The sequence below is a fragment of the Mesorhizobium sp. WSM4815 genome (genome assembly GCF_055811575.1).
Map to the genome: position 1 here is coordinate 127,427 of NZ_JBVVQS010000099.1, position 13,314 is coordinate 140,740.

Genomic DNA, 13,314 nt, shown 5'->3' on the forward strand with positions numbered 1-13,314 from the left:
TGTTTGGGTCATCCGACTGTTGTGCCGGGCCATGGCCAAGGGGACTGTTCGTGATCAAGCGTTTCATCATCGCCTTCATTCTGCTCGTGGTGGTCTGCGGCGGCATCGTCGGCTTCAACTTGTTCCGCGACAATGCAATGCAGGAATTCTTCGCCACGATGAAGCCCCCTGCCGCGACCGTGTCGACGATGATCGTCAAGCCGAAGGGGTGGACGCCGGGCGTCGAGGCGATCGGCACTGTCAGGGCGGTCCGCGGCGTCGACCTGACCGTCGAGACCGCCGGCATCGTCAAGGACATCCTGTTTCACGCCAATCAGAAGGTTGAAGCCAACGCGGGTCTGCTTCAGCTCGACGATGCCGCAGAGCGCGCCGATCTCGATGCGACGAAGGCGCAAGCAGCGCTCGACCAGACGGCGTTGACACGCGCCCTTGAATTGCAGAAACGCGATGTCGGCTCGGAATCGACGCTCGATTCAGCGCGGGCAGCCGCATTGGCTTCCGCTTCGCGGGTCAACAGGCTGCAGGCGGTGCTCGAGCAGAAGCTGCTGACAGCGCCCTTCAGCGGCACCATTGGTATCCCCAGGATCGATCTCGGCCAGTATCTCTCACCCGGCACTTCCGTAGCGACCCTGCAGGATCTGGAGACGATGCGAGCCGATTTCTCGGTTCCCGAACAGCAGCTTCCGCTGCTGAAGATCGGCCAGACGCTGCGGCTGGGCATTGGCGACGGCGAGCTTCCGTTCGCCGGCACCATCCGCGGTATCGACCCGAAGATCAATCCGACCAGCCGGATGGTGACGGTCAGGGCCGAGGTCGCCAACCCCGAAGGCAAGCTGACGCCTGGCCAGTTCGTGCAGGTGCGCGTCGAACTGCCCGAGGAAAACAACGTGCTAACGGTGCCGCAGACTGCGCTGACCTCCAGCCTCTACGGTGATTTCGTCTTCGTGGTGCGTCCGGCAAAGCCCGCCGCCGACGGTGGCGCCGCCCCTGCTGCTGCGGCGAAGCCGGAAGAAAAGCCGGCCCCAGATACGGCAAACCCCGCGGCTGAAGCGCCCGCGGCAAACCCCGAGGAAAAGCCAGCTGCTGCGCCGGCCGAGCCGACAGCGGAAGAACAGAAGCCGCAGCTCGTGCTTGCCCAGGTGTTCGTCAAGCCAGGCCGCCGTAATGCCGGCCTGGTTGAGATCCTGGAAGGCATCGCCCCCGGCGACGAAGTCGTTACCGCCGGCCAGAACCGCCTTTCCAACGGCATGTCCGTTGCCGTCGACAACACCGTCGATCCGACCAAGCCGGCAAACCAGCAGGCAGCCCAGAAATGAGCTTCTCCGACATCTTCATTCGCCGTCCGGTCCTTTCGACCGTGCTCGCCTTGATGATCCTGCTTCTGGGTTTCCAAGGCATCTTCAGCCTCTCGATCCGGCAGTATCCGGAGGTCGAAGAAACGGCCATCACGATCACCACAGCCTATCCCGGCGCCAGCGCCGACCTGATCCAGGGGTTCATTTCCGCGCCGATCGCCCGTGCCGTCGCTTCGACCGAAAACATCGACTATGTCACGTCGGCAAGCCGGCCGTCCTCCAGCACCGTGACGGTGCAGATGAAACTCGGCTCCAATCCCGACGTCGCGCTGAACGAAGTCCTGTCGAAGGTACAAAGCGTGCGCGGCGACCTGCCGGACGAGTCCGAAGACCCGGTGATCGTCAAAGGCACCGGCGAGCAGTTCGCGATGATGTATATCTCGATGCAGAATCCGAACATGACGCCGGAACAACTCACCGAATATATCGAGCGCGTCGTGCGGCCGCGCATGTCGACGGTCGAGGGTGTCGCCGACGTGCAGATTTTCGGGGCCGCCGAATATTCGATGCGCGTCTGGATCGACCCGATCAAACTGGCGGCGCGCGGCGTGACGGCGTCGGACGTGCTGACCGCCATCAACGCATCGAATTTCCTGTCGGCACCCGGAAATACCGAAAACGAGTACGTCGCCTCCTCGATCACCGTCCGCTCGACGCTGCAGACGCCGGAGGCTTTCGCCGCTCTTCCGCTTCGTTCCACAGACGGCAATGTGGTGAGGCTGCGCGACGTGGCGCGCGTCGAGCTCGCCGCGGCGAACACCGACACCAGGGTTACTTTCAACGGCAAGCCCGGCATCTTTCTCGCCATCTTCCCGACGCCGGCCGCCAATCCGCTGACGACAGCGGAGGCCATCCACGAAATCGTGCCGACGATCCAGGAGACGCTGCCGCAAGGCATGACGATCGAGATCGTCTACGATTCGACCGAGCAGATCAGCGCCTCGATCGAGGAAGTGTTCAAGACCATCGGCGAAGCGGTCGCTATCGTCATCGTTGTCATCCTGCTCTTCCTCGGCTCGTTCCGCTCGGTGCTGATGCCGATCGTGACCATTCCGCTGTCGCTGATCGGCGTCTGTTTCCTGCTGTTTTCGCTGGGCTATTCGATCAACCTCTTGTCGTTGCTGGCCATGGTGCTGGCGATCGGCCTCGTCGTCGACGATGCCATCGTGGTGGTGGAAAACATTCACCGCCATATGGAGGAAGACGGCTTGTCGCCGATGCAGGCGGCCTTCAACGGCATGCGGGAGATCTCGTCCGCCGTCATCGCCATGACGATAACGCTGGCCGCCGTGTTCGCGCCGCTGGCCTTCACCGGCGGCCTGACCGGCGCACTGTTTCGCGAATTCGCGGTAACGCTTGCCGGCTCGGTGGTGCTTTCGGGTGTCGTTGCCCTCACCGTCACGCCGATGATGTCAGCACGCATCCTGAGGGCCGGCTCGCACAGCCGCTTCCAGCGTATTGTCGACAACACGTTCAGGCGCGTCGAAAACGTCTATGAGCGGCTGGTCAGCGGCTCGCTAAAATATCGTCCGGTGACGCTGATGATCGTCATCGCACTGGTCGCCACGACCGGCTTCATGTTCACCAAGACCGCCAGCGAACTGGCGCCGGAGGAAGACCAGGGCTTCTTGCTGTCTCTTGTGAACGCGCCGCGCTACGCGACGTCGGACTATACCGAGACCTATGTGAACCAGATTCTCGGGCTGATGAACGATATCCCCGAAACCAGGGCGCGGTTCTCCGCCGTCGCCTTCGGGGGCCCGACGAACAGCGCCTTCGTCGGCTTCGCATTCAAGGACTGGGCCGAGCGCGAGCGCAGCTCGAAGGAGCTTCAGGAAGACATCACGGGTCGCCTTACCAAGGTGGCGGGCGTCGAGGCTTTCGTCTTCGCCCCACCGACGCTGCCCGGCTCCGGCGGGGGCCTGCCGGTCACGATGGTGGTGCGTTCGACCGGCGATGCCTCGCAGGTGTTCGAGGCGGCCGAGGACATCAAGAACAAGGCGCAGGCCTCCGGTCGATTCCTCGCAGTGCAGAATTCGATGTCCTTTGACGCACCGCAAGTGACGGTGACGATCGACCGCGACCGCGCCGCGGCGCTCAACCTGCCGATCGCCGACATCGGCCGGACGCTGACCCTTTTGGTCGGCGGTGCCGAAGTGGCGCAGTTCGACCGCGAATCCAACAGCTACGACATCATCCCTCAGGTGCCGCAGAACTTCCGCGACAACCCTGAAAAGCTGGCCGAGTATTTCGTCCGCAGCGCGTCGGGCGAGATGGTGCCGCTCTCGGCAGTGGTGAAGATCTCGACGAACGCCTCGCCGGCCGTGATCGAGCAGTTCAACCAATTGAACTCCGCCACGATTTCCGCTCTGCCATTGCCCACTCTCACCACCGGTGACGGGCTGAGGACCATCGAGGACATTGCCCGGGAAAGCCTGCCCGACACGTTCTTCATCGACTATACCGGCCAGTCGCGTCAGGAGAAGGAGCAGGGCTACACGATCATCATCGCCTTCGCGGCAGCTGTTCTTGTGATCTATCTGGTGCTGGCGGCGCAGTTCGAAAGCTTCCGCGATCCGTTGATCATCATGATGTCGGTGCCGCTGTCGATCTTCGGCGCAATCGTGCCGCTCAATCTGGGGCTGGGGACGCTCAACATCTACACGCAGGTCGGGCTGATCACGCTGATCGGCCTGATCACCAAGCACGGCATTCTTCTGGTCGAATTCGCCAACCAGCAGCGCGAGCTGCACGGGATGCGGCGGCGCGATGCGATCGTCGCCTCGGCCAGGGTGCGGCTAAGACCGATCCTGATGACGACGGCGGCGATGGCGCTCGGCGTGGTGCCGCTGATCGTCTCCAGCGGCGCAGGCGCCGCAGCGCGCTATTCGATGGGCCTGGTGATCTTCACCGGCATTCTGGTGGGAACCATGTTCACCCTGTTCGTGGTGCCGATGTTCTACACCTTCATCGCCAGCAAGGACCTGCCGCATCACGCCGAGAAGCCGGACCCGAAGCTGATGCCGGTGCCTGTCGATTGATGAGAAAAAGGCCGGAAATTTCCGGCCTTTTTTCTGGGTAGTGATGTCCGACCGCAACGTATTTATAAAGGCGGATCGTCTTGCTTATCATTTGACGATGACGATCCTGGTGTTGGTCGGACCGAACATCTCGACAAGCTGGTAGAAGTCGGCGGCGTTGTCCGGATGCAGCCGCACGCAGCCATGCGAGGCCGGCTGGCCGAGGCGCCTGACGAAATTGGTCGCATGCACGGCGTAGCCACCCTTGAAGAAGACCGAATGCGGCATCGGCGCGTTGTCATATTTCCTCGAATACCACATCTGGTGCATGCGGGTCGGCTTGAACGACCCGGTCGGGGTGAGATGCCCCCTACCGCCGGTCGAGACTTTCCACGCGAAGGTCGGCCGGCCGTCTACGAGGACTTCCATCGTCTGCTGCGAAAGCGAAATCCGCGCCACGATCTGATTGGCGGCCCGATTGGCAGCATCGGCAACGCCGTTGCCGGCGCCGAACAGAAGAACCGTGCCCGCGGTGACGGCGGCGGCGATGTTGATGAGCTTGGCGGAAATGGCAGTGTACATGATATCCCCCTGTCTGCCGGGCATGGCCGGCTCCAATTCGATGACTGGCTTGTCGTTGGGTCACGTTTCGAATTGATTTCGCACGGCGGATTTTTCTGTTTCGAATCTGTTTCCTCTGGTTACGGCCGCAGGCCCATTCCGAGGCGTTTGCAAGGGTGAAAGCAAGAACAGGACGGTCTTCCCGGTCGAGCCCGGACCGGAAAAGCTACTGCCATCTCCTGGCAGAAGCGCGGTCTTCCCTCACATGAAAGAAAGCTCGAAACCAATCGGCAACAAAGCGCGGCTCGAGCGGCATGATGTTGATACAGGCCACCGGCAAAGTTGACCCAACGAAAACAGCCGGCACAAACCAAGATGAACATGCAATCGAACGTGATCTCCTGGTTCAGGATAAGCATAGAAGCAGCGTTGATTTGCATGCCGCACTGTTTTCGCCACGGTCTGGATCGTGTCCAGCCTGCGCATAACCGGCTCAAGGCCCTCTGGCGGGTCGGTTTTGGGCTGAAGAAGATGCGCGGCACCTCCGGCAACTTGCAGCCGAGAGGACCGAAGGCCCGCGCCGCAACGGGGGGCTCCGATGGCGGCGCGGGCACTTCGGGGTTTTCCCTGAAGCGAACGTGAAACCAAATTTGGGGGACGAAAACGATGAACACGAAATTTGCAGCTTCGGTGCTTTCCGCACTGCTCTACGCACAGGGCCTGCTCGGCTTTGCCGGCCTCGCCACCGTGCTTCTCAGGGATCGTGCCCATGCGAGCGAATTCGTCGCGGCCAGCGAAATGCCGTCAGGTCCGTTGCTTCTCGTGGTGCGCTGAGCGCCTGGGCCTGTGGACAGCACGGTGAGGGGCTCGCTGGTGAGGGGCTGGGCCTCAGTCGGCGAACTGCGTCGGCGGATCGAACCGGTAGCCCGCACCCCGTATGGTGGTGATGGTTTCGGTGTCGAGCTTGCGGCGCAGTCGCACGATGCGCGAATCGATCGAGCGATCGAAGGCATCGGCATTTTCGGCGGGCGCGGCGGCAATGATATCGTCGCGCGTCAAGACCTTGCGCGGACTGGCCAGGAACAATCTGAGCAGCGCCACCTGACCCGGCGACAACTGTTCTTCCGTGCCGGAGCGATGCATGACCATGGCCGACCGGAGGTCGACCGTCGCGTTCTCCAGCACGACCAATTCCCCGGCGTTCCGGCCGCGCCGTGCCAGCAAGCCGCCGATACGGGCGGCGAGTTCCCTGACGTTGAGCGGGCTCTCGACGACGTCGGCGGCGCCGAGCTCGAGCGCCAGCACCTTGTCGACGAGATCGGCCGGCCGGCAGATCAGGATGAAATCCGGCCCGCCCTCGCCGCCATGGCGCTTGAGCAGATCACGCCCTTCCGCCTGGCTGAGGCTGTCGCCGACGACAACGACATCGATGCCGTTTCCGGAAAGCAAGGATTCGGCCTCCCACGGCTGCCGCACTGCGCGCACGTCATGACCGCGCCGTTCGAGATGGTCGGCGAGATCGGTTGCGACCACTTCGGCGACGGAAACAAGCGCGATGATGGATCGTGCAGCCATTTTTTTCCACCCTGCAACCCGGCAACCCAAGATGAGTGCTGGACATGATGTTTATACCCAATCTACTTTCCGCTGAAAGTGGGAGCGAGAGCATCGTGCGGGCACGAATTGTCGTCGTCGAGGACGAGCCGGATCTGAGGGACGCGGTCGCCGAGTATCTCGACGCCAGCGGCTACGATGTCGCTACGGCCGAGAGTGCCAGCGCTGCGCGAACCTTGCTGGAAACGCAGTCGTTTCACCTGGCCATCCTCGACATCGCCATGCCGGGCGAGGACGGCCTGTCGCTTGGCCGCTGGATGCGCTCGAAAACGCCGATCGGCATCATCTATGCCACTGCCGCCGGCACCGCGCTCGACCGCATCGTCGGACTGGAACTCGGCGCCGACGACTACATCGTCAAGCCTTACGAATTGCGCGAGGTGCTGGCTCGGGTCCGCAGCGTGCTGCGCCGCGTGCCGCAGCCGGCCGAGCCGCAGGCCGCCAAGGCCGAAACAACTGCCAACCGCCGTTCCATGAGCTTCGGACCTTTCCATGCCGATCTCGACGGTCGGTTCGTCACCGGCGCCAATGGGACGGTCATCGACCTGGCCAAGAGCGAGTTCGACGTGCTGGAGGTCTTCCTGACGCGTGCCAACCGCTTGCTGACGCGTGCGGCGATCTCCGAGGCGATCGGCTTCGTGGAAGATCCTGACTCCTCACGCGCGGTCGATATCCGCATCATGCGGCTGAGGAAGAAGATCGAGGCGGACCCGGCCAATCCGAAATTCCTGCGCACAGTCCGCGGCGAAGGCTATATCTTCTCGCTGCCGACCGGCGAAGGCAACTGAGCGGCGCGACCAACCACTCTCGGTGGCACGACTGTGAAATGACGGCTGACCCCATGACGGTTGACCATGACGGCTGAAGCACGCAGCGATAGGCACGGCGTCAGGCAGGGCGCGGCGATGGCCGCTGTTCACATCGTTCGCCGGCTTCACGAAGCTGGCGACTGGCAGCGCGACATGGGCAGCATCCTTGAAACGCTGTGCGGGGCCATGGATTGCCAGCGCGGCATCCTGTTTCGGCTGCGCGAGCTGCCCGGCCAAGGCTTTGCCCAATCGGTGGCGGCCTACTGGATCGACCCCCGATATGGTGGCGAGTTGGCATCGCCGACGGTGATCATGCAGTCGGTTGTCAATTCGGACCCACTGCTGGAACGGTTGGCGGAGGACGAGCGGCAAGGCAAGATTTTCGCGGGACACACGCGCGACCTCGAAGGCTTTCTGAGAACCGACTTCGAAAAGCAGCACATCAAGTCGTTCCTGTCGGTATCGGTCTTTGCGCATGGCCATCTGTGGGGAACGCTGGCGGTCAACGACTGCGTGAACGAGCGCGAATGGACCGACGAGGAAGAGGCAACGCTGCACATCGTGGCGCTGGCCATCGGCGACGCCATCGAACGATCGCTTTCCGATGCCCACGCCAGCGAAGTCATCCGCCGCACCATGCTGCAGGCCTCGCTCGACGCGATCATCGTCATCGACGAGACCGGTTCGATCATCGAGTTCAATCCGGCCGCCGAAAAGATGTTCGGCTACCAGCGCAGCGACATCCTTGGCAAGGACCTGCTCGACACCGTCGTTCCGGACTATTATCGCAAGGGCTATGTGTCGGGCGCCGAATACATGTCGGGCCGCGGCGCGCCGATGGTCGGGCAGCGGATCGAGACCGTCACCCAGAATGCTGCCGGCGAGGTCTTTCCGATCGAATTGACGGCAACCGAGATGCGGGTCGCCGACCGCCGCCTGATCTTCGGCTCGATCCGCGACCTGCGCGACAAATTGCGTGCCGAGGAGGAGATCGGCCGCCAGCGCGAAAAGCTGCACCAGAACGAAAAGATGGCGGCGATGGGTTCGCTGCTTGCCGGCGTGTCACACGAACTCAACAACCCGCTTGCCGTGGTCGTCGCCCAATCGACCTTGTTGCACGAGTTCGCCTCTGACCCGCAGACCAAGGTGCGCGCCGAAAAGGTGCGCGCCGCCGCAGAGCGCTGCGGCCGCATCGTCAAGAGTTTCCTCTCGATGGTGCGCCTGCATCCGGCGACTCAGGCCGAGACCGACCTCAACCAGGTGGTCCGCGCGGCACTCGAAGTGACCGCCTACGGCGCCAGGTCGACCGGCATCATTATCGACACCGAATTCGCCAGCGGCCCGCTGCTGGCCATGGCCGACGCCGACCATGTGACGCAAGTGGCCGCCAACTTCCTCATCAACAGCCAGCACGCTCTGGCCGGCATCGGCGGCGACCGGCTGATCAAAGTTCGCACGTTTCGCAGCGATCGCGGCAATCCCTGTTTCTCGGTCGAGGACAACGGGCCGGGCGTGCCGGAAGCGATACGCTCTCGCATCTTCGAATCGTATTTCACCACCAAGCCGGTCGGCGTCGGCACCGGCATCGGCCTGTCGATCTCGAAATCGATCATCGAACGGCACAATGGCAATGTCTGGTTCGAGGAAGTTCTGCCGAGAGGCGCCCGTTTCGTCGTCCAGTTGCCGGCGATCGCCGGCGGCGCGGCCGCCGCCGGCGAAAGCCCGTCGCGCTCGAGCGGATTGCGCCATGCCCTGATCATCGACGACGAGCCGGATGTCGCCGCCTCGCTGTCCGACATTCTGGAGTTGATGGGCATCAAGTCGCGGATCGTGCCGGCCTGGGCGTCGGCCGCCGCGACCTTGTCAGGCCATATGCCACCGGACATCGTCTTTTCCGATCTGCGCATGCCCGGCACCAGCGGCATATCGATCTATCGCGAACTGCTCGCCGAAAAGCCTGATCTGGCGCGGCGCTTCGTTCTGGTCACCGGCGACCTGATCGGCGCGAAAGCCGAAATCGAGGCATTGCCGGCGCCGCAGCGGCCGCAGATCCTGGAAAAGCCGTTCAGCACGCTGGACGTGCGCGGGGTGCTGTCGGCCATCGCCGAGCAGGCCGCATTGGGCAGCTAGGACTTCGGACCGGTGGAAATCGGTTTTTGAAAAAATCCGATGCTCAACAAAGGGCTTTCCAGAGAAAAAAGACTCCCGGCCGAGGATGCGGCGGGAGCCTACCTGGAGCGCTGGAGGGGTCGCTCGGGCATCAAAAAACGTTCGGCGTATCGGTCAGCGGCGCGGCATTGGCGATCACGCGAACCGCGCGGGCCTTGTGAATGCCGGATTGCTCGGCAATGACGCGCAGGCACTCCGCACTCTCGGCGCCCCAGGCCTGCCCCTTGCAGACAAAATCGATCTCCGGCATCGGCAGCCGCGCGGTCTTGGTCGTGGTCGGCGCGCCCTTGACGATGTTTGCCGGCGGGTTCAGTGAAGCAAAGGCGGGGCCAACAGTCGGCGCGAACGCCATGCCGGCGAACGCGGCGGCGCCTAGCACCACGAACAGCGCCATCGGATGGTCGTTGGCGCGCTGGCGCAGCGCCAGCTTCGGCCGCCGATCCTTGCCCTTCAGCCCTTGCAGACGGCGATCATTGCAGGCAGTCCGGATTTTCGTATACATCGCGTTTCCCTTCGTCGATCTTCTTTTTTTATTGAAACGAACTTAGTCGCACCTTGTAACCGACGAACGACGCACGCAAACGGACCGTGTAACAGCTTTGAAACGGGAATTCGGCGGGCGCATCCGGTCATCCCAGGGGCGAGGCAGTTCGTTGCCGAACTCTTTTCGTGCAGTCGCATGTTCACGGGATCAAATCGCGCCGCTCTGGCCCAGCGGCATCCAGTCGCCGCTTGAGACGCCCTCGCCTGCGGCCATGAGGCGCGTGATTACTGCGGATTAAATTCCCTGAGGATTTTCTGTGCCGCAATGCGCCCAGCCACGATTGCGCCTTCGACATAGCCCGGAAACGACGGCGACAATTCCGAGGATGCGAAATACACCGGCGGCGCGCCGGCCAGGATGGTTTGTTCGGCCCCGGTGGCGCTCGTATCGATGATGAGATCGGCGTAGCCGCCACCGCTCCAGCGATCATCGGTCCAGTCGCGACAGCTGAAGTCGATGAAGCCGTCCGCGTCCGTGCCGAGCGCCTGCCTCAGCCGCGCCATAACCTCGGTGCGCAACGCGGCATCTCCCAGTTCCCGCCAGCGGAGGGCAAGCGGCCCGCCGACGAAGACGACCAACGCAGGGTGGCCACAATCCTTGCTGACGTCACAGGCAAAAAGTGCCGGCGGATCGCGCCACATCACCATGCCGCTCAGGCCCTTGGCGCGCCAAAACGCGGTGGCATAGCGCATTTGTACTTTGATCACCGCGCCGCTTTGCCAGACGCCGAGAGCCTTTTGCAAGGCAGCCGGCAGCGGCGGTGCGAAGTCCAGCTTCGAAGCCATCATCGGCGGCATGGCGATCAGCGCTATTCGAGCCGTGATCGAGCCCGTCGTCGACGCGAGACGCATGCCTCCCGGTCTGCGCTCGATCGTTCTGACCGGCGCGTTCAATCGCAGGCGGTCGCCGAGGTCGCCAGCCAGATCATCCGCCAGGGACTGCATGGTTTCGAGCACGAAATACTGCAGCTCCGACACCTCGTTGGTGATACGGCGGTCATTGTCGATGAGGTGCCAAAGCGGCAGTTTTTCGAGCGCTTGGCACCACAGGCCCTCGATCATCGAGCGGAAAGCCGCCTTGGCCCCGCCGGGATCGTTCTGGCGATCGAGCCATGCGGCGACGGTCAAGCCGGCGATAGCCGGATCGCCCGGTGCGATCGCGTTCATGCGGTCGCGGATCGACATCGAGGCGTGGTAGATTCGCTCGACTTGCTTTGCGCCGGTCAGCGGCTGGGCAACGAACTCGCCCTTGGCATAGGTCTCGATCAACGTCTTGCCGCGCGTTCGCACCAGGGCCATCAGTTCCCGCATGTCCTCGCACAGGAACTGACCGCCGCTGTCGATCCGCTCGCCAAGCCCGTTCCACTGGGACTCGACCCGCCCGCCGACGCGGCCGCGCGCCTCGAGCAGCGCAAGATTAATGCCGGCCTTGCTCAATTCATGCGCGGCTGACAGGCCGGTAAAGCCGGCGCCGACGATGGCGACATCGGTTCGTGCGGTCTGGCGCTTCAAGAGCCGGCCCTGAAGGTCTCGAAGTCCGCAATCATCCGCGGCTTGAGCTTCGGAGACAACGGTCCTGTCGAAATCATCAACCCCCACTCGATCGAATTGCAGGTCGCTCCGCCGGGCGACCCGCTTTAGCCAATGGTCTTTTCCAGCATGCTTATCCAGTTGCGGTAGGCGATCTTCTCGATCAGCGCGCGACCGAAGCCGTGCGCGGCGAACGCGTCGAGCAGCTTCGGCAGGCCGGTGACGTCGCCGATCACAGCCGGGATCATGGCGCCGTCGAAGTCGGACCCGAGCCCGACGCCGTCTTCGCCCAAAGCCTGCAGCAGTGAATCGACGTGGCGCACCATGACGTCGAGACTGGTATCGGCATTCATCCTGCCGTCTTCGCGCAAAAACCCGGTCGCGAAATTCAGCCCGACCATGCCGCCCGAGTCGCGGATCGCGCCGAGCTGCCATTCGGTGAGGTTACGCGAATGGCCGCAGATCGCATGGACATTGGAATGGGTCGCGACCAGTGGTGCGTCGCTGATCTCGGCGACGTCGCGAAACCCCTTCTCGTTGAGGTGCGAAAGATCCACCATGATGCCGAGCTGGTTGCAGGCCTTGACCAGCGCCTTGCCGGCATCGGTCAGGCCAGGTCCGGTGTCGGGCGTCGACGGGAAACGGAACGGCACGCCATGGCCGAAAGCGTTCGGGCGGCTCCAGACGATGCCGAGCGAGCGCAAGCCGGCCGCATGCAGCACGTCGAGCATGGTCAGTTCGGGGTCGATCGCCTCGACGCCTTCGATATGGAACACCGCTGCGATCGCCCCTTGCGCCATCGCGTTTCGCACATCGCCGGCGCTGCGGCAGACGGTGAGCGCCGACGCTCGTTCCAGCCTGAACAGGATCGAGGCCATGGCGATTGTGGAAGCAAGCGCGTCGGCGCGCGGAATTTCGGGCGGCAAGGGCTCGATATCGCTTGGCGCGGGAGGAACCGCACTGCGCTTGGATTTCTCGACCGGCGGCGGAAAGATTGCGAACATGCCGCCGGCAAAGCCGCCCTGTTTCGCACGCGGCAGGTCGATGTGGCCACCCGATGTTCCCTCGATGAACAGCTTTTCGACATCCGCGTCTTTCGACTGATAGAGCCTGAGCAGCGTGTCGTTGTGGCCGTCGAAGACGGGGACAAGATCGGTTTCGGTCATCAAGGGATCATTTCGGTTCGATTGGTCGGGCGGGCAATATCCTACTTAGGCAAGGCAATACCCACTAGGCAAGTCGAGCGCGGTCTTGCCTTCTCCCCTTGTGGGAGAAGGTGGATTGGCGCGTAGCGCCAAGACGGTTGAGGGGTGCTGGACGGAGTGCTGTTGGTGCCAAGCTGGAACACCCCTCATCCGGCCGCTTCGCGGCCACCTTCTCCCACAAGGGGAGAAGGGGGAGCCACGACCGACTATTGCTTCAGCACGTCGGCCCATTCCTGGTGACGCCGGAACTGGGCGTTGGCGAACGGGCAGAGCGGAATGATCTTCTTGCCCGCCGCGCGCGCGTCCTCGACGGCGCGGGTAACGAGCCTAAGTCCCGCGCCCTGGCCGCGAAACGCATCCGGCACTTCGGTGTGGTCGATGATTATCTGGTGCTCGCCGACCTTGGTAAAAGTCATCTCCGCCTCGGCGCCGTCAGGCCCGCGCAGGAGATAACGGCCCTTGGAACCGCGATCCTCCAGTTCGACCTCCGGCAATTGGTCAGGCATTG

At 63.2% G+C, this 13,314-nt stretch carries 12 protein-coding genes; 6 read left to right on the top strand and 6 right to left on the bottom strand.

What is annotated here, in order from left to right:
• Window positions 1-50: 50 nt before the first annotated feature.
• Complete coding sequence (locus AC0L2B_RS23790; protein ID WP_473747057.1) at window positions 51-1,316, top strand: efflux RND transporter periplasmic adaptor subunit; 1,266 nt, start codon at window positions 51-53, stop codon at window positions 1,314-1,316.
• Window positions 1,313-4,396: an efflux RND transporter permease subunit gene (locus AC0L2B_RS23795; RefSeq protein WP_473747058.1), complete on the top strand. Its 3,084-nt coding sequence runs from the start codon at window positions 1,313-1,315 to the stop codon at window positions 4,394-4,396. Before AC0L2B_RS23790 ends, AC0L2B_RS23795 begins: the two co-directional genes overlap by 4 nt.
• Before the next feature lie 87 nt (window positions 4,397-4,483).
• Here AC0L2B_RS23795 and AC0L2B_RS23800 read toward each other — a convergent pair whose 3' ends face one another.
• Complete coding sequence (locus tag AC0L2B_RS23800) at window positions 4,484-4,957, bottom strand: L,D-transpeptidase (protein ID WP_027153453.1); 474 nt, start codon at window positions 4,955-4,957, stop codon at window positions 4,484-4,486.
• 354 nt (window positions 4,958-5,311) lie between these two features.
• Between AC0L2B_RS23800 and AC0L2B_RS23805 the strand changes: the two genes are divergently transcribed.
• Both AC0L2B_RS23805 and AC0L2B_RS23810 read left to right on the top strand, forming a co-directional pair.
• Window positions 5,312-5,578 (top strand): hypothetical protein, encoded by a 267-nt coding sequence (locus AC0L2B_RS23805; protein WP_473585356.1) that lies wholly within the window; start codon window positions 5,312-5,314, stop codon window positions 5,576-5,578.
• A gap of 24 nt (window positions 5,579-5,602) precedes the next feature.
• On the top strand, window positions 5,603-5,770 hold the full coding sequence (locus tag AC0L2B_RS23810; protein WP_473747059.1) for a hypothetical protein: 168 nt from the start codon (window positions 5,603-5,605) through the stop codon (window positions 5,768-5,770).
• A 54-nt stretch (window positions 5,771-5,824) separates the two neighbouring features.
• On the opposite strand, the gene AC0L2B_RS23815 is transcribed toward AC0L2B_RS23810, so the two are convergent.
• A complete protein-coding gene (locus AC0L2B_RS23815) occupies window positions 5,825-6,511 on the bottom strand; it encodes a response regulator transcription factor (RefSeq protein WP_023797129.1) in 687 nt (228 codons plus the stop codon).
• 47 nt (window positions 6,512-6,558) lie between these two features.
• Here AC0L2B_RS23815 and AC0L2B_RS23820 point away from each other — a divergent pair, with 47 nt between their 5' ends.
• A complete protein-coding gene (locus AC0L2B_RS23820; RefSeq protein WP_473747239.1) occupies window positions 6,559-7,338 on the top strand; it encodes a response regulator in 780 nt (259 codons plus the stop codon).
• 66 nt (window positions 7,339-7,404) lie between these two features.
• The gene (locus AC0L2B_RS23825; protein ID WP_473747060.1) at window positions 7,405-9,489 is read left to right on the top strand and encodes a GAF domain-containing sensor histidine kinase; all 2,085 of its coding nucleotides are present in this window, start codon (window positions 7,405-7,407) and stop codon (window positions 9,487-9,489) included.
• A 130-nt stretch (window positions 9,490-9,619) separates the two neighbouring features.
• Here AC0L2B_RS23825 and AC0L2B_RS23830 read toward each other — a convergent pair whose 3' ends face one another.
• From AC0L2B_RS23830 to AC0L2B_RS23845, 4 genes are all read right to left on the bottom strand, one after another.
• Window positions 9,620-10,030, bottom strand: a complete 411-nt coding sequence (locus AC0L2B_RS23830) for a hypothetical protein (RefSeq protein ID WP_473747062.1) — start codon at window positions 10,028-10,030, stop codon at window positions 9,620-9,622.
• 266 nt (window positions 10,031-10,296) lie between these two features.
• Window positions 10,297-11,583: a flavin monoamine oxidase family protein gene (locus AC0L2B_RS23835; protein ID WP_473747063.1), complete on the bottom strand. Its 1,287-nt coding sequence runs from the start codon at window positions 11,581-11,583 to the stop codon at window positions 10,297-10,299.
• Between the two features lie 125 nt (window positions 11,584-11,708).
• Window positions 11,709-12,767, bottom strand: coding sequence for a dipeptidase (locus tag AC0L2B_RS23840; protein ID WP_473747064.1), 1,059 nt, complete (start codon window positions 12,765-12,767; stop codon window positions 11,709-11,711).
• Between the two features lie 245 nt (window positions 12,768-13,012).
• Window positions 13,013-13,312 (bottom strand): GNAT family N-acetyltransferase, encoded by a 300-nt coding sequence (locus AC0L2B_RS23845; RefSeq protein ID WP_023797123.1) that lies wholly within the window; start codon window positions 13,310-13,312, stop codon window positions 13,013-13,015.
• Window positions 13,313-13,314: the final 2 nt, after the last annotated feature.